The following is a 16,169-nucleotide window of genomic DNA, read 5'->3' on the forward strand; positions in this document are numbered from 1 at the left end:
CGAGACCGGACGCGGCGGCGAAACGTCCGCCGGTACCTAACCGAGGGCATGCCGTATGCCCCGACGGGCAGCCGGGCGTTCACGGAACCGCGGCCGGTCCACGGCCCGCACCTGCCCGTACCTGCCCGGACGTGCCCGCACCCGGCTGCCGGGTGCCCCGATGGGCACTCCGGGGCCGAAGCCCCGCTGCCCGCGCGGTACACCGTACTGTCCGACAGGGCAATCGTCCCCGGCCGGTCACCGTTGAAACAGGGCCGCCCCGGGGCAGAATCCGCACAACACCGCCCCGGAACCGGCCATTCGCGACACAACGCCCTCTCCTGCGGCGGGCGGAACGCAACGCGGACGGCCCGACGGCGACAGCCGCATACCCGGCAGCCGAGCCACCCGGATCTGCCCGTTCCCGCAGCCGCCACGAAGGGCAGGGGGAAAAGCCGTGCGGGGCATCGATCCTGCCCTGCTGCCTGGTGACATGGTGTCAAGCGGCTGGTTAGAGTCCGGCGCGTGAGCATCTGGACTTCTCTGGAGCCTGCGTCCACCACGGTGGACCCCGGCAGTACGGCTACTGTGCGGCTTCGCCTGCGCAACACGGGCGACGTCGTGGACGAGTACCGGTGCGTACCCGTCGGTGATCTGGCCCCGTACGTGACCGTCGAACCACCGACCATCCGTCTCTTCCCGGGCACCACCGGCACCGTGGACCTCACGTTCGCCCCGCCCCGTACCCCGGACGCCATCGCCGGGCCGAACCCGTACGGTGTCCAGGTCATTCCCACGGAGCACCCGGAGGCCACCACGGTCCCCGAGGGCAACGTCACGATCACCCCGTTCTCCGAGGTCCGCGCGGAACTCGTGCCCCACACCGTCAAGGGCCGCTTCCGCGGGCGTCCGAAGCTGGCCATCGACAACCTGGGCAACACCAAGCTCACCGCGTCCGTCAACGGCAGTGAGAACGGCGACCAGCTGTCGTACGAGATCCACCCGGCGAACGTCCAGATCGAGCCCGGCCGTGCCGCGTTCGTCAAGGCCACCCTGCGTCCGCGCCAGATCATCTGGTTCGGCCGCAAGCAGGACCGCCCCTACCGGCTCGCGATCCAGCGCTCGGGCACCAAACCCCTCGACGTCGACGGCACCTACGTCCAGCGCGGATTCCTGCCCCGCTGGCTCGCGACGTTCTTCGCGGTCTGCATGGCCATCGCCATCGTCTTCATCATGGCCTGGTTCACCCACAAGCCCCAGGCCGCGACCCGCGCCACCGCCAAACCCCAGGAAGCCGGCGTCGCGCTCCCCGCACCGACCCCCACCCCCAGCCTGCCGCCCCCCGCGGCCAGCGTCCCGCCACCCACCCCCTCGGCCCCCAACCCCGACACCGGGGACAGCGGCGGCGCAGGCGGAGGCGGCGGCGGCGGCGGAGGAGGTGGTGGCGGCGGCGCACCCAAGAAGAAGCCCGCGGACCCGGCGAACCAGAAGCACGTGGCGATCGAGAACACCGGGACCAAGCTCTGCGCCGAACTCCCCGGCAGGGACAAGGGACAGATCAACGGCTGGGTGATCGAGAACGACTGCAACTTCACGGACGCGGACAACCAGGTCTGGGACCTGGAGGTGCGCTACTCGCACGGTGGCCCCGGCAAGAACAGCCTCTTCCAGATGCGCAACATCAAGGACCGCCTCTGCATGGACCTGGGCGATTACGGCGCCAGGGCCGCCGGAACCGGGGTCGCCGAGTTCACCTGCGACGGCACCAAGAGCGACAACCAGCTGTGGTGGCTCGACAAGCAGCGCGACGACCACTACCTGATCCGCAACTACGCCAGTCACGACCTCTGCCTGAAGACGACGCCGAACGGTCCGAACGGCAAGCAGGGCGACAACGACGACAACGAGCTCCTGATCGGTCGTTGCGACCTCCAGGACGCCCATGAGTGGGCCATCATCCAGGCCCCCAAGAACGCGTGAGGCCGGGCGGTCCCGGCCGGAGCGGTACGGGACCGTGAGCGGCAAGTGACGAGGAGCGGGCGGTGGGTCCTCACCCACCGCCCGCTCCTCGTCGGCCGCGCGTCTTCGTCGGCCACATGTCACCGGCTGCGCTTCACCGGCCGCGCGTCACATCAGCCGCTCTTCACCGGCCGTGCGGCACATCACCGCTCTTCACCAGCCGCCGTCGTCCAGCACCAGCCGCCCGGCCTTGCGGTACTCGCGCTGCGCGCCTGCCAGCAGGTCGGCCGAAGTGACCGGCGACCCCCGGCCCGCAGCCGCATAGGCGGCGGTGACCACGGCGCTGCGGATCGAACCGCCCGCCAGCTCGAAGTCCTTGGCGCACCGGCCCGGATCGATGTCGTCCACGCACGGCACATGGACCAGGCTGTGCTGCCAAAGCGCCAGCCGCTGGCCGGCGTCGGGGAACGGGAAGTCGACGATCAGGTCCAGCCGCCTGGTGAACGCCTCGTCGATGTTGGCCCGCAGGTTGGTGGTGAGCAGCACGATGCCGTCGAAGGACTCCAGCCGCTGCAGCAGGTAGGCGCTCTCCAGGTTCGCGTAGCGGTCGTTCGAGCTGTTGACCTCGGAGCGCTTCCCGAAGACGGCGTCGGCCTCGTCGAAGAGCAGTACGGCGTCGGCCCGGTCGGCCTCCGTGAAGATCCGCTCCAGGTTCTTCTCGGTCTCGCCGATGTACTTGTCGACCACGGACGAGAGCTGCACGACGTAGAGATCGAGGCCGAGTTCGGCCGCGACCACCTCGGCCGACAGCGTCTTGCCGGTCCCGGAGTCACCGGCGAACAGTGCCAGCGCACCCCGCCCGCGCCCGCCGCCGGCGCTCAGCCGCCAGTCACCGAGCACCCGGTCGCGGTGGCGCGCCCGCAGCGCCAGCTCATGCAGCTGCGCCAGCGGACGCTCGGGCAGCACCAGATCGTCCCAGCCCACATCGGGCCTGATCCGGCGGGCGTGCTGTTCCAGGCCCGAAGCGGACTGCTGCCGGGCGGCGAGCCGCAGATGCGCCGCGGACAGCGTCCCGCCGTCGAACGCCGCGAGATCCAGCGCGGCGCGCGCGGTACGCCGGATCCGGTCCCCGCCCAGCCGGTACGGCGCGACGACCGGCGCCAGATCGAAGCCGAGCTCCTGCGGCCCGTCCGGGCCCTGCGCCGACCCGAGGGCCGCCGTCCAGACACCGAGATCGCCGGACCGCTGACGGGGGGCGTCGAGGACCAGCGGGTCCTGGTCGCACCAGTGCGGATCGTACGGGCGCCCGCCGGCGAGCAGCACGGATACACCCGCAGGGGCGCCCTCCGCGACCTGCGCCAGCAGCGCCCTGAGCAGCGGTCCCGGCTTCTCCGGTACCGGTGCCACCACGATGGGGCACCCCCGCAGCCGTGCCTCGCGCAGCAGATCGGGGACGAGCTCCGTTGTCCCCTGCTCGCCCTGGTCCGGATGAGGGGCGGCCGGGTCCGCCGCGGCGTCCCCCGAGGAGCCGTGGCCGGGCGTGAAGTGCAGTGCTTCGAGCCCGGCGATGGTCAGTGCGGCGGTGGCGCAGGAGAGCGCGTCGCCCTCCCGCTCCTCCCGGAGGTACACCGCCGGCCGCCCGGCACCGAGCCGTTCGGCGAGCCGCTCCACGAGCGGGCCGCCCTGCGGCGCGGACTCGGCGGGGCGGGGCCGCAGCAGCGTGACCTGTCCGGCGAGCGCCGCGTCCGGGGTGTCGTCGCCGAGCAGATGCGCGGTGACCCGGTCCGGTACCCGCAAAGACCGGCTGAGGAAGGGCCGTTCGGCCTCCTCGACCTGGAGGAGGCCCATGGCGCGCAGCGGCGCCGATGAGTGGAAACGGGCCCGCGCCACAGCGTCGTGCACGGGCAGCCCGCACAGCTCGACGGCCAGCCCCACCGTCGCCCGGCGGCGGCTGACGTCGTCGTTCAGGTAGCCGTACAACGGCTCGAAGGTGCGGTCGAGGTCGGGGGCTAGGGCCAGCAGCAGGATCGCCTCGTCCAGCGGTCCGAGCCCGAGGCGGGTGACGAGCCGGCGCAGCCGGTCGCTGCCGCCCGGCGCTCCGGGGCCGGGGCGGGAGACGGCCCCGGCCCCGGAGGAAGCGGCATCCTCGCCGGTGTGCGGAACGTCACCGGATGCGGGCCCGGCCGCACCGCGCGGCCCGAGCAGATGCTGGACGGCCTCGTCGGAGAGGTAGAGGCCGCGCAGCGGATCAGCGGCTGTCGGGTCGGCTGCGCTGCGCTGCGCCACCAGCTCCGCGACCCGCTCGCGCAGCAGCGTCAGCCGGGCCAGCAGCGCGTCGGCCGGGGCCCGGAGACCGGCGTCGCCACTTCGGCCGGGCTCAAGTCCGGGAAGGGCGGGTTCGTGACCGGCCTGAAGGCCGGGATCGGCACCTGCGGTCGTGTCGGCACCTGCGGTCATTCGGACTGCGCCCCCGTGCTCGGTGCCCCACCGGCGGTGCCGGGACGGCGGCGCACGCCGGTCCTGGCGAAGTGGCGCTGCTGGTGATGCCGTTCCTGCGAGTCTTCGAGTGTGCCGTCCGTCCCGCGCACCCGCACCCCGGCGCCCTCGGTGACCGGCGGCCCGACCTCGTACTCGGGGAACGCCGGGAACGGCGCCGTCACCACGAGGTCGAGGGAGGGCTTGAGCTCGCCGCCCAGCGCGGACCAGATCTCGGCGAACGACCGCGCGTCGGTCTGCAGTCCGGCGATCGTCATGGGCACGGTGAGCCCGAGTTCGGCCAGCGCGCCGGTCAGCTGGTCCGGCGGCAGCACCTCACGGGGCAGCAGCGTGGCCAGGACGGCGGAGAGCATCCGGTGTTCGTCCTGAGGCTGCTTGGTCCAGGCGGTGACGAGATACGAGAGCCGGAACCAGCGCGGCGGCTGCTGCCGTTTGAGTACCACACCGCGCTCGTCCTTGACCGCGATGGCGCCACGCTCACGCCGCTTGACGTCCTCACGGATGTCGTACAGGTAGACGTCGATCGTCGGTGAGTTGCGGCGCGCCGCCCAGTCCCGGGTCGGGGCTTCGAAGGCGATGTCGACCCCGGTCCCGGCCAGCGCGCCGCCTGACAGCAGCCCCTTCAGGACCTCGTCCACCTCGTGGATCACTGTCGCGCCCTTCACTGGTGCCGGCGGTGTCTCAGGCGTCACCGCTCCGCGTCGCGGGTCCGCACCGCCATCCTGCCCCCGAGCCACCCCCGCGCCCCAGGGGTGCGGGGGACGGTACGGGGGCCACGCTGTCGGGCCTCAAGGGCAGTGGGTACTGCCCTTGAGGCCCGACGATGTCGTCCAAACCGGGGGATCACCCGCCGGTTCGGTCAGATATATCCCTCTCTGAACGCGTATGCGACAGCATGTGCCCGGTTGCGCAGGTGCAGCCGGGTGGTGAGGCCGTGCATCACGTTCTTCACGGTGCGCTCGGAGTACGAGAGCTTCCTGGCGACCTCGGCGGTGTCCATGCCCTCGGCCACCAGCTGCAGTACCTCCAGCTCACGCGAGGAGAGCCCCGAAGCGGGGGCGCCCGGCGAGCTGGTGGCCTTGCGCTGGAGAGCACCGACCTGGGATATCAGCCGTCCCAGAAGATCGGACGGGAGGTCTCCCTCGCCTCTCGATGCCGCGATGACAGCCTGCAGAAGCCGGTGCCCGGTGGCCTCGTGACGCCAGACGATCGCCGCCACGCCGCTCTCTATCACCTGAAGCAGTTCCGCCTCACGGATCAGGCCCGCCACGAGCACGGCCCGGGTGCCGTCGATCCGCACCAGTCGCCGCAACTGCGACAGGGTCGGCTCGTCCAGCGCATCCGCCAGCAGGACCGCCACCGTCCCCGGCCGCTCGCTCGCCTCGTCGACCAGCTCGATGGCCGGCTGCTGGCGCAGCTGAGTGGTAGCTCCTGCCAACGAGAGCGGGTCGGACGCGTGGATGGCGACCGGGATCCTGGCATCAGGTCCCGTCGTGTCTAAAGACGTCCGCAAAGCCAACCCCTCACGTTCTCGCAGAACACCATGATCCGGCGGAATCAACGGAGCCCGCACTCCTGTGTCTGATGGTGTGTCCGCATTCGTGGTCTGCACGAGATCGGCACGAGACGGACAGCCCGGTATTAAGGCGACCACCGACCGGAAAGCCTCTCACACACCCGTATCCGACCGGTTACATACCCCGGGCGATCGAAGATGACAGGTTCGTGAACTCCGCGGGCTCTGAGTCGCATTACAGCCAAGAGGCCGCGCAAATACCACCCGCATCAAGTAAGAAAGCTGGACAAACCCCGCAGAACGCCGACTGCCGCACACCGCGACAGCGGAATCCCGAGGGCCCAGCGCCGCCGTCAACAGGTACAGAACGGATACAAAACAGTGACGGAGGCGGAGAAGCGAGAGGGTCCGAGTGCCGGTCGGCACTCGGACCCTTCACCATTCCCACGCAATCCGAAAACGCCTCGTCAGGCGTCCAGCACCTGGCCCTCGCGCCGCACGACGGGAGGCTCGACGCTCCAGGGGAAGTTGATCCACTCGTCGGTGCGCTTCCACACGTACTCGCATTTCACCAGCGAGTGCGGCTTCTCGTAGATGACAGCGCTGCGCACCTCGGCGACGGCTCCGACACAGAAGTCATGGACCAGCTTGAGGGTCTTCCCCGTGTCGGCGACATCATCGGTGATGAGCACCTTCTTGGCCGAGAAGTCGATTGCGTTGGGCACCGGCGCCAGCATCACCGGCATCTCCAGCGTGGTCCCTACACCGGTGTAGAACTCGACGTTCACGAGATGAATGTTCTTGCAGTCGAGGGCGTAGGCGAGCCCACCGGCCACGAATACCCCGCCGCGCGCAATGCTGAGCACTATGTCCGGCTCATAGCCGTCGTCGGCGATGGTCTGCGCGAGCTCGCGCACCGCGTGCCCGAAACCTTCGTACGTCAGGTTCTCGCGTACGTCACTCATGGCTGAATCACACCTGGGTCCGATGGAAATTGAGGAAGGACCGCGAGGCGGTCGGCCCGCGCTGCCCCTGATAGCGCGACCCGTACCGCTCACTGCCGTACGGGTGCTCGGCCGGCGAGGAGAGCCGGAACATACAGAGCTGCCCGATCTTCATGCCGGGCCAGAGTTTCATCGGGAGCGTCGCGACGTTCGACAGTTCGAGCGTGACGTGCCCGGAGAATCCCGGGTCGATGAACCCGGCGGTCGAGTGCGTGACGAGCCCGAGCCGTCCGAGGCTGGATTTGCCTTCGAGGCGCGAAGCGAGATCGTCGGGCAGCGTGACGACCTCGTACGTCGAGGCGAGCACGAACTCACCGGGGTGCAGGATGAACGCCTCGTCCCCGTCCGGCTCGACCTTGCGCGTCAGATCCGCCTGCTCGACCGCGGGGTCGATGTGCGGGTAACGGTGATTCTCGAACACCCGGAAGTAGCGGTCGAGCCGCACATCGATGCTGGAGGGCTGCACCATGTATTCGTCGTACGGATCGATGCGCACGCGTCCGGCGTCGATCTCGGCCCGGATGTCCTTGTCTGAGAGAAGCACGCCCCGAGGATACGGGGACCGTGCGGCCCTGCCCCAATCGGCCGACCCGCACACCCCGCACCACAGGCGCCACTCCTGTCCCACACGGCGGCCACAGCCACCGCTCCTGCCACTCACTTGCTCCTACTGCTGCTCCAGCCCCACCGGCACGGCGTGCCGCAACCGGGCACAGCGCGGACACCGAATGAGCCGTCCGGGCCCGATCCGGTCGGCCCCGAGCTGCTGCAACGGGAACGAGCTGGTACTGAACACGTGCCCTTCGGCACAACGGACGACGGTACTTTCCATCGGGTCCATCAAGTCCCTTCCCCATCAAGCGTGGACGAGAGAAAACACCACATTAGGGGATGTACAGGACGCCGCATCAACCGGCACTCCGATCGGCCACGGTACGCCTCAACACCCGCACCCGGCGGCCGGATCCCACCCTGGAACAACCGGATCAACAACAACGGCGACCGCGAAGCGGACACCCGTACGGAACGTCCCCCGGACAGCGACGCGGGGTGACCGGAGGTGCCCAGCAGACCCACGGGGCGTCCGACCGGCCGGACGACAGGGCCCGAGCGATACGGACACAGACGGGCCCGGCTCGGGGATGCGGTAGAGTGAGCGCGTGCGATTCCCTCCGGGAAGATCGCTGCGCGAGTGTAGTTTAATGGTAGAACATGAGCTTCCCAAGCTCAGAGCGCGGGTTCGATTCCCGTCACTCGCTCCATTACGAAGGCCCTGGTCGGAGACCAGGGTTTTCTTTGTTGTCTGGACCAGCTCAAGCGTCACGTGCCCGTTCCGTACCCGATGCCTGACCTTCGGCTTGCCGACCAGCGTTGCCCGCCCCGTCAGGACCCTCATGTCCAGGCCAACAGCGGACCTTCTCCTGCATGGACCCAGCGCACGTGACCGGGTATGGATCAGCCAAACCCACCGCAATCCCGGGGCCCTGGGCTCATCAGGTTTTCGCTCGGTCCCGAGAAACATCCCGGTCAGCACCCAGGAGCCGCGCTGCGGGCTGGACCACAGGTGCCGCCTACGGGGTCCGTGCGAGGAAGGCAGACAAGTCGCCCGCTGAGCGGCCATGATCCACTGCGGACCGGGGATGCACACCCGTGACCGGCAAGGAATCGCCCGCACAGTTACGTAAGCGCGCTGACACCTTGCGCACCTGCGCCCGGAAGGCTCACAGCGCGGTCCACGAGATGGGCATATATCTCGACCGTGAAGCCAAGCGGGCATCCGGGGCCGGGGAGAACCTGATCTGGATCAGCCCGTACGCCACCGATACCACCGGCACATCGCAGGGGCGTTCACGGCGGCGGCCGTTGCCGGGAAACTGCGTGGCCTGGATGCTTCGGCGATCACCTCGGCACTCGACATATGCGGCACCCATGGCCGCAGGCACTCTGGAGCTCGCCGGATCCTCACTCAAGCGCCTCCATCCGGGCTGGGCCGCTCACTCCGCCATCACCGCCGCCACCCTCGCCGGGGCCGGCTTCACCGGACCCGCCGGCGCACGCTCACGAACGGCGGCCCCACCGCCCCGGCGAACGGAGCGGCGGGGCCGTGCGCGTCCATCGGGCACTACGCCATCAGTACAGCACCCAGAGGGAGATGCGCCCCTTGTTGTCGACACAGGTGGCGTCCTGGTACTGCTTCTTCGCCCGGGGGATGTCCGCCTTGCACGCGGCCATGTTGGGGTACATCTCGGGACCACCGGCGATGTCGTGCCAGCTCGCGGCCGAGGCGGAACCGGCCGCCAGCGGAATCGCGACCAGAGCGGCAGCAACAGCGGCACCGTAGGTCATTCGCTTACGCCACGACTTCATACATCTCTCCTCAAGCAAGGGGCCGGACCGGGACCGGCCAACCGCGTCAGGTCAACGTTGCGCCCGAAGATCTTCGGACATTCGTCAGTTGAACACACCGGCACTACGCGCCCCAAAGCCCCCAGGACCCTTGTTACAAGCCCCTGACAAGGGAGGATAGGCAGACGCTTGCCAAACAGGACTTGGCAGCCCTTCACCACTTCGGGGCGAAAAGTCAGAAATTGTCAGTGCTTAAGGCATGGACTTCTTGACCCGCTCAAGGGCGTTCAACGGATCGCGCCGACCTCGCCGCGCGGCAAGTCGCGGACCGGGTCGGGGGTGTTGACGCCGAGGAGACAGCCGTGCCGGTTGCGGAGGACGCTGTCTGGCGGTGGCAGCAGCCCTCCGGACGTCCACCCCGGCCCTCCAGCCGCCCAGGAACCGGCAGTAGCGGACCGATCTCCCGCCACTCGATGTCCGTCAGATCCGTGCCATATGCCGGCGCCCGGCCAGGCTGATCGGCCGCGCTCCCGAACCGATGAGCGAGACAATCTCACGACACAACAGACGTGTTGAGATCCTCGCCCTCGACCGCGTACAACATGGACAACAGGGCCTCCTGCCGTACTCGGTGTCCCAGCAACTCCGAACTGCGCACCAGGGGCCCTGCCTTCAGGCACGGACGCGACGAGGTTCACCCGCCCCGGCGGCCACTTTCGAACACACCGCACTCAAGATCGACAGGACAACGGCTTCTTAAGCCAGAGGGTGCTCTGATCAAGGGGACAAGGCACGGGATGGACTGGAGTGAGGGCCCTCAGCAGGCAAAGGTCAGCGGAGACCCACAGGGGCGGTTCGGGAGCACAGCCGATTAGATTCGCTACAGCAAGGGCGCGGAGTCCGGCCCCGGAAAGACGGGATTCTTCAGACTCTCCAAGGACCATGACTGTACCGAATTACACGACGGGAATGCGATGAGCTTCTGGATCCAGCCCGGAAATCCCCAAGTACTGGATGCCGACGAAGTCGCAGACAGCTTTTTCGAAGCAATCGGCCTTATCTACCCTCCCAACACTGAATACCTGGTGCTTTCTTGGAACGGCGTGCCAGTCGCAGTGAACTACGCCGAGGACCTTTATGTCTTCGTCGACGACATCATCGTCCTGCTGGAAATGGTGAGGGGCCCCGAGTTTTCGCACACCAAACTGGTCACCGGCGCCTCTTCGTTCTTCACCACATGGGAAATCCGCCGGGAGGGGGCTGAGCTCATCATTGATTCCCGGTGGGAGTCGGTCCTGGGCGGCTACGAGTTCCTGCTCAATGAGCGGGGCAGCCTCAGGCTCACTACGGCCGACTTCGCCCGTGAGTGGCTGAAGGTGCTTCGTCGGCTGGTCGACGACGTCACCTCCAAGGCCGTCCGAATGGAGGACGACGCGATGTTTCTGCGTGCCAGGGCTCTCCTGGCCGACCACGGCGAACCCGGCGGGCACGAGATCTACAAGGGGCCCTGCCCATGATCTGCAACTTGATTGCCACCGAGGCGGCCACCCCTGACCGCCTGGCTGCCGCCCTCTGCTCCGCCCTGGGCGTAGCCGCCGGGGATGTCGATGTCGCGGATTCCGACGGCGACACGGATGTACGGAGCTGGGAAGCGCTGGTCCTCTGCGACTACACGGCGATCCGGGGCGACCTTGCCTGGTCACTGGACATCTACGTTCACGATGAGTTGACGCAGAGACCATCGGAGGCGGAGATGGCATCGCGGCTCGCTTCCGCCACAGGCGCCGCGGTTCTTTTTCCGGCGGAGTCGGATCCGCCGAGCGCGTACTGGGCTGTCACCCCGGAGGGCCGCTTCACGCGGGCCCGGCTGCTCGTCTCGGACGAGGACCACAGCTACAGCGTCGATGCTGTCGAGGAGTACGTGCCGCAACTGCCGTCAGCTGCGGTCATGCTCATCCCCGAAGTCGTCCCGGAGCTGCCCGTCGCCACACCGCTCAGGGACGCCTTCGTGGCGCAACTGCGGGCTTCCGCAGTCACCGAAGCCCGCTTGCAGAGCCCGGCATCGCCGGACGTGCCGGGTAGCCTGGTGTGGCAGGCATGGACGGGGCTGGGTGCCTGGGAGAAGCTCGTCAATCACATGGCAAGCGGATGGGAGGGCGCAGGCTGGTGCCCGCCCGATCTGTACCGGCGACGCCTCGAAGCCCGGGACGACCTCGAAAACCTCCCCCAGCAACTACCACCCGCCATAGCAGCGAGCCTCCAGACAGCGCTGCAACAACTGGACGATGTCTTCGCCCTGCTCACCGTCGAGGACAACCAGGGGTCGATCATCCAGCAACTCGGCGAGAGCACGGCGCGCATGGGGCAGGGCTGGTGGTGGCACCGTCGCCCTGATCCGCTGCCGGGGCAGCGGGCGTAGGCGAAATCAGAGGCGTCACTACAGCCGAGCGGGCCGTAGACGAGCGCGGAACTGGCAGTTCTCCGGACGGAGAACCCGGCTACGGCAAGCGTATTGCGGGACGGGTCCCGCCGCGCCGACAACTCCTCGAAGGCGAAGGGGAACGCGCACGCGGCAGCGCGCGGCGGGCCGTTCGGCCGGACACCCTCATTCCGTCGGCCCGTCGGCCCGTCGGCCCGTCGGCCCGTCGGCACCCCGGGCTGAGGGCGAGGTGGTGGGAGCCGCGCGGTCTGCCGGTTCGGTTGCGCGTGCGTGCGGTGCTGACGCACTCCGTTCCAGGACTGACGCGTGGTGGAATGCAGGGGGGTGGTGGCCCCGGTTCCGACGGGGCCACCACCCTCTGTCCTGCCTCTGTTGACCCGCATCCGCCCGTCGGTCCGTCCCGGTCAGGACGGTTCCGCCGGGGTCAGCGGTAGCAGGTGGTCACGAGGACCGTGTCACCCGCGTGGACGACCGTCGGGGCATGCGGCGAGAGCGAGACCACTGCGTCCTCCGGCTTCTGGCAGTCGGCCTTCTGGACGCGGGTGAACGTGGGCGTGAGGCCGAAATGGACGAGCGTCGCCCGGACCCTCGCCGACGTCGCCCCGGCCAGCTGCTCCTTGGCGGTGCTGCCGTCGCTCGTGCGGACGAGCAAGGTGGTGCTGTCGGCTACGGTGCCGGCTGCGGCGGCCGGCCGCGAGGTGTCCGAACCGCCGCCTACCGCACCGACCGCCAGGGCGGTGCCCGCGCCGGCCACGACGAGGGCGGTGGCGATGCCCGCGATGGCCGTTGCCCGCTTGCGACGAGCCCCGCGCGCGATGGTGGCCGTATCGAAGTGCGGCGTCCGGGTGGTGTTCACGAAGTCGTTCATGGCATTCACCAGTTCCTGCTCGAAGGATGCGCAGCCGGAAGGCGGCGAATCGGGTGAACTCATCGGGTTCCTTCCGTGGGCTGCGGTGTTGAAGGGCTGGGGACTGCGGGGAACTGGCCTCTGAGCTTGCCCATGCCGCGAGCGAGCTGGGACCGCACGGTGCCTGTCGAGATCTTCAGGTCGGCCGCTATCTCGTCGTCCGACAGGTCATGGAAGTACCGCAGCACCACGACCGTCCGCATGCGCATCGGCAGACTCTGGAGGGCCCGGACCAGCTGGTCCCTCGTGTCCACCCGCCCGTACTGGTCCCCGGGGGCGGCACGGTCGCCGCCGTCCTGATGCGGGACCATGCGGCGGAACCTCCGCCACCGGTCGTTGGCCAGGTTCACCATGATCCGCCGCACGTACGCCTCCGGGGCGTCCTTGGCGGCGATGGTGCGCCACTTGCGGCAGGCCCGCTCCAGGGTCTCCTGGACCAGGTCCTCCGCGGCCCCGTGATCTCCCGTCAAGACGAGGGCGCCCCGGAACAGTGCGGCCGACCGGGCGACGACAAAGCCGTGGAAGTCGTACTGCGACTCCGCCGGTCCGGGCTTGCTGATTCCGATACGGACATCGTGCTCGGTTGCCAGGTCCACATCCCCATCCCTTCCTGTCACCCCTCCTCGACGGGAAGGCGGTCCCGTTTGCTGCACGGGCAACGTGAGACCTGCGTCACACGGACGGGAGCCAGAAGGGAGCCTGCGAAGGGAACGGCGCAACTCCTGGTCAAGGAAGATCCACCGATGGCCAGCGGCCGCGTGAGTGAGCCGGGACCGTCGAGGGGTCCGGGGGGCCCGGGTGATGCAACTCGACGACCGGGGCGCGCCGTTGAGCCGAGGCTCTCCCACCCGGGCTGAGCTACAGCTCAGGAAAATCCGGGACCATGGCGACGGCAAAGGCCAATCGCCGATCCAGCCACCCCACCTTGATCGATATACCGATGCTGCTGTCGAACTGTGGAATTCCTTTGGAGACCATCACCAACTCGCCCCCGGCGGTCTTCCATTCGAGCGTGCGCCCCTCCGCGGTTCGGTTATCGCCGTCCGCCGCCAGCTCCAGAACCATATTCAGGGTCGACTCGAGGCCGCGCAGGGCCAGGCCCCTCGGGCTGTTGTTCGCGAGGGACCATTGGCTGCGGCCCGCGATCTCGGGGCAGTCCGGCTGGTCGATACGCCACGTATGGTGAACCACCCTGTTCGATGAGGGAATGCGACGGATCGTACCGATCACCCGCCCTTCACCGTCCAGAACGCTGCGGTGCACCTCCTTGCCGACGTCCATGGGACCGTCCACGGCACAGAGGACCCGTTGGGCCGCTTCGTCCTCGTAGAGCGTCGGCTCAAGCACCGGATTGCCGGGCGAATCGGTCCGGAAATAGGCGCAGGGCGCATAGGTCCGAACGTCCCTCGCCTGTCGGGGAACCCGCACCGCGAGCCGCCCCAGCTGACGCCTCTCTCCATGGACACCCGATCGCTCGGTCCTTCCGATGGTGAAGCGGCGAACATCCCTCCAGCCGACGGCGGGGACAGGGGGCCGCTCCTCCTCCTGCGCCTTGCGCTTGCCGAACACCACCGCAGACTCCCTCCATCGCTTCCGCAATGTTAAGGACCGGAGTGTTAAGGACCGGAGCCTGGCCGGCGAGAGCAGTACACGGAGAGCGGCGTCGAGCGCTACGCCACCGGTGCTTCCGTCCGGGCGATCGACGACGAACCGGGGACCGGGGAAACGGTCACCGCCGAGTTCGGCGAGGCCCTTGCGCGGGCTGTCGGATCGCGGGCGGGCCCCGGCCCTTTCGCGGGCGGGCCCTTCATGTACCCGTCGCGTGCGCCGAGTTGTGGCAGCGGAATGAGCGATCGGGCTCTGAACGGCATCGGACTGGGCCTGTTCCGCTATTGCTGTCCCCTCGGATCGGCGGCGGAGGGTTCACGGCCAAAACGGCTGTGGAGTGCTCCAGTTCGGGCTGCGCTCCGCGCACGCCGGTGTCGCGATCCGCGACCGCAGGACCCCAGGGACCCCAGGGACCCCAGGGACCCCAGGGACCCCAGGCTCTCGCCCGCGCCGCCGGTCGGCCGGCGCTCGTTCGCGACGTTCGTACGGGACATCTCCAGGGGGTCGATACGGAAGGCAGCCGCCGCACGGGAGCCACACGTGAGCCGCACCGGAACCCAGGCAATCGTTCCGCAGGTCGGCTCCGGGTGCCACCTCGCGCCCACTGCGCTCAGGAGCGGGAGTGGCTCTCCTCAGGGACGGGACCCGTAGCCCGTGACCCGTGGCCCCTTGAGGTGAGCCCGCATCGTTGCGGCGCACGATCCGGCGGCCGGACGCCCGGCCTCGGTCTCCGGTGCTGCTGCACACCGTCACCTGCCGCTCATCACCGTCTCCGCGTATGTGTCGACGTACTCCTGGCCCGACAGGGCCGAGATCTCGGCCGTGATGCTCGTCGTCACCGCGCGGCGGGCCCGGCGGTCCGATTCCCGTCCGAGGTGCTCCGCGAACGTCATCGCGGAACCGAATCGCGCGTCGAAGCTCGCGACGTACAGCCGCTTGGCACCCTTGGGGTGCACCCGCTCCGTGCCGGTGAGGCCGCACGGGATCACCGGGGCCCCGCTGCGCATGGCCAGCCAGGCGGTTCCGGTGGTGCCCTTGTAGAGGCGCCCGTCCGGCGAACGGGTTCCCTCGATGTGGATGCCGACGCCGTGCCCTTCCGCCAGCAACTTCAACGACAGTTCCAGTCCGGCCATGGTCCCCGCGCCGCTCGTCCTGTCCACCGAGATCATTCCGACGGACCGGAAGAACAGCTTCTGCAGCCGGCCCTTGAGGCCCGGTATCTCCAGCCAGCCCTGCTTTCCAACGAAATACAGTCGGCGCGGAGTCAGGAGCGCGATAAAGATGGAGTCGAAGAATGAGAGGTGATTCGCCGCGAGAATGAAGGGACCACTCGCTGGTATGTCGCGAACCCCCTCGACGCGGGGCCGGAGAATGAGCTTCAGCGGGATCAGGAGGATCCATCGCAGCAGCATTCGAAACATATGGCTGTCCTGTCCGTACGAGGGGCTTCACAGATGGTAACGCGGCCCGCTTAAGCGGGACTTAGAAGCCGCTTCTCAAAAATGGTCACTGATGCACCCGGCGATTTGCGGGTAAACTTTCTCCCATCCATTCCGTTCGTTCTCCACCGGATTTGAGAGACCAGGAGCGACATGTCCGAGCCCACCACGCCTGATTCCGTCCGCACCTTCATAGAGCAGGAGCTCGTCGATTTCGGTGCCGAACCGGAGGCGATTTCGGACGGCATCTCACTGGACGCCCTCGACATCGACTCCCTCGCAGTCGTCGAGCTCGTCGCCTCGGTCAAGCGGCGTTTCGCCGTCGAGATCCCCTTCGAGGACATCCCGCGCACCAGCACGGTCTCGGCGGTGTGCGAGCTGGTCCACTCCCGGGCCGCGGCGGCCTGAGGGGCCTTGCACGATGAGCGTCCGGTGAGGCCGCGTGGCCGGTGTCGTGTACCGCTGGGCGCCGGAG

Annotated in this window: 14 protein-coding genes and 1 tRNA gene; 5 read left to right on the plus strand and 10 right to left on the minus strand. The window is 68.6% G+C overall.

What is annotated here, in order from left to right:
- Positions 1-504: 504 nt before the first annotated feature.
- Positions 505-1,959: an RICIN domain-containing protein gene (locus OG584_RS16075; RefSeq protein ID WP_405778522.1), complete on the plus strand. Its 1,455-nt coding sequence runs from the start codon at positions 505-507 to the stop codon at positions 1,957-1,959.
- A gap of 192 nt (positions 1,960-2,151) precedes the next feature.
- Here OG584_RS16075 and OG584_RS16080 read toward each other — a convergent pair whose 3' ends face one another.
- The 5 genes from OG584_RS16080 to dcd all read right to left on the minus strand — a co-directional run bounded on the left by OG584_RS16080 (position 2,152) and on the right by dcd (position 7,498).
- Positions 2,152-4,395, minus strand: coding sequence for an ATP-binding protein (locus OG584_RS16080; RefSeq protein ID WP_405778523.1), 2,244 nt, complete (start codon positions 4,393-4,395; stop codon positions 2,152-2,154).
- A complete protein-coding gene (locus tag OG584_RS16085) occupies positions 4,392-5,084 on the minus strand; it encodes a DUF4255 domain-containing protein (protein ID WP_405778524.1) in 693 nt (230 codons plus the stop codon). Before OG584_RS16085 ends, OG584_RS16080 begins: the two co-directional genes overlap by 4 nt.
- 209 nt (positions 5,085-5,293) lie before the next feature.
- Positions 5,294-5,947, minus strand: coding sequence for a LuxR C-terminal-related transcriptional regulator (locus tag OG584_RS16090; protein ID WP_405778525.1), 654 nt, complete (start codon positions 5,945-5,947; stop codon positions 5,294-5,296).
- 470 nt (positions 5,948-6,417) lie between these two features.
- The gene (locus OG584_RS16095; RefSeq protein ID WP_405778526.1) at positions 6,418-6,915 is read right to left on the minus strand and encodes a phosphoribosyltransferase; all 498 of its coding nucleotides are present in this window, start codon (positions 6,913-6,915) and stop codon (positions 6,418-6,420) included.
- A gap of 7 nt (positions 6,916-6,922) precedes the next feature.
- On the minus strand, positions 6,923-7,498 hold the full coding sequence (dcd, locus tag OG584_RS16100) for a dCTP deaminase (protein WP_405778527.1): 576 nt from the start codon (positions 7,496-7,498) through the stop codon (positions 6,923-6,925).
- A 644-nt stretch (positions 7,499-8,142) separates the two neighbouring features.
- Here dcd and OG584_RS16105 point away from each other — a divergent pair.
- A tRNA-Gly gene (locus OG584_RS16105) sits at positions 8,143-8,216 on the plus strand.
- A gap of 868 nt (positions 8,217-9,084) precedes the next feature.
- On the opposite strand, the gene OG584_RS16110 is transcribed toward OG584_RS16105, so the two are convergent.
- Complete coding sequence (locus tag OG584_RS16110) at positions 9,085-9,321, minus strand: hypothetical protein (protein WP_266862480.1); 237 nt, start codon at positions 9,319-9,321, stop codon at positions 9,085-9,087.
- A gap of 953 nt (positions 9,322-10,274) precedes the next feature.
- Here OG584_RS16110 and OG584_RS16115 point away from each other — a divergent pair.
- Both OG584_RS16115 and OG584_RS16120 read left to right on the plus strand, forming a co-directional pair.
- A complete protein-coding gene (locus OG584_RS16115) occupies positions 10,275-10,817 on the plus strand; it encodes a hypothetical protein (protein ID WP_405778528.1) in 543 nt (180 codons plus the stop codon).
- Entirely contained in the window at positions 10,814-11,719 is a 906-nt protein-coding gene (locus OG584_RS16120; RefSeq protein WP_405778529.1) for a hypothetical protein, read from the plus strand. Before OG584_RS16115 ends, OG584_RS16120 begins: the two co-directional genes overlap by 4 nt.
- Positions 11,720-12,164: 445 nt before the next feature.
- Here the strand turns inward: OG584_RS16120 and OG584_RS16125 are convergent, their stop codons facing one another.
- The 4 genes from OG584_RS16125 to OG584_RS16140 all read right to left on the minus strand — a co-directional run bounded on the left by OG584_RS16125 (position 12,165) and on the right by OG584_RS16140 (position 15,676).
- Positions 12,165-12,671 (minus strand): hypothetical protein, encoded by a 507-nt coding sequence (locus tag OG584_RS16125; protein ID WP_405778530.1) that lies wholly within the window; start codon positions 12,669-12,671, stop codon positions 12,165-12,167.
- Positions 12,668-13,213, minus strand: coding sequence for a SigE family RNA polymerase sigma factor (locus OG584_RS16130; RefSeq protein WP_405784102.1), 546 nt, complete (start codon positions 13,211-13,213; stop codon positions 12,668-12,670). The genes OG584_RS16125 and OG584_RS16130 overlap by 4 nt, the downstream gene beginning before the upstream one ends.
- Before the next feature lie 292 nt (positions 13,214-13,505).
- Positions 13,506-14,219, minus strand: a complete 714-nt coding sequence (locus tag OG584_RS16135) for a hypothetical protein (protein WP_405778531.1) — start codon at positions 14,217-14,219, stop codon at positions 13,506-13,508.
- A 785-nt stretch (positions 14,220-15,004) separates the two neighbouring features.
- Positions 15,005-15,676, minus strand: coding sequence for a lysophospholipid acyltransferase family protein (locus OG584_RS16140; RefSeq protein ID WP_405778532.1), 672 nt, complete (start codon positions 15,674-15,676; stop codon positions 15,005-15,007).
- A gap of 171 nt (positions 15,677-15,847) precedes the next feature.
- Here OG584_RS16140 and OG584_RS16145 point away from each other — a divergent pair, with 171 nt between their 5' ends.
- Entirely contained in the window at positions 15,848-16,102 is a 255-nt protein-coding gene (locus OG584_RS16145; RefSeq protein ID WP_405778533.1) for an acyl carrier protein, read from the plus strand.
- The last annotated feature ends 67 nt before the right edge of the window (positions 16,103-16,169 follow it).

The organism is Streptomyces sp. NBC_00859 (assembly GCF_045161865.1).
GTDB lineage: Bacteria > Actinomycetota > Actinomycetes > Streptomycetales > Streptomycetaceae > Streptomyces.

Excerpts from the sequence above, each read along its gene's own strand:
- OG584_RS16080 (WP_405778523.1), bottom strand. The coding sequence starts at position 4,395 with ATGACCGCAGGTGCCGACACGACCGCAGGTGCCGATCCCGGCCTTCAG.
- OG584_RS16095 (WP_405778526.1), bottom strand. The coding sequence starts at position 6,915 with ATGAGTGACGTACGCGAGAACCTGACGTACGAAGGTTTCGGGCACGCG.
- OG584_RS16110 (WP_266862480.1), bottom strand. The coding sequence starts at position 9,321 with ATGAAGTCGTGGCGTAAGCGAATGACCTACGGTGCCGCTGTTGCTGCC.
- OG584_RS16115 (WP_405778528.1), top strand. The coding sequence starts at position 10,275 with ATGAGCTTCTGGATCCAGCCCGGAAATCCCCAAGTACTGGATGCCGAC.
- OG584_RS16120 (WP_405778529.1), top strand. The coding sequence starts at position 10,814 with ATGATCTGCAACTTGATTGCCACCGAGGCGGCCACCCCTGACCGCCTG.
- OG584_RS16125 (WP_405778530.1), bottom strand. The coding sequence starts at position 12,671 with ATGAGTTCACCCGATTCGCCGCCTTCCGGCTGCGCATCCTTCGAGCAG.
- OG584_RS16140 (WP_405778532.1), bottom strand. The coding sequence starts at position 15,676 with ATGTTTCGAATGCTGCTGCGATGGATCCTCCTGATCCCGCTGAAGCTC.
- OG584_RS16145 (WP_405778533.1), top strand. The coding sequence starts at position 15,848 with ATGTCCGAGCCCACCACGCCTGATTCCGTCCGCACCTTCATAGAGCAG.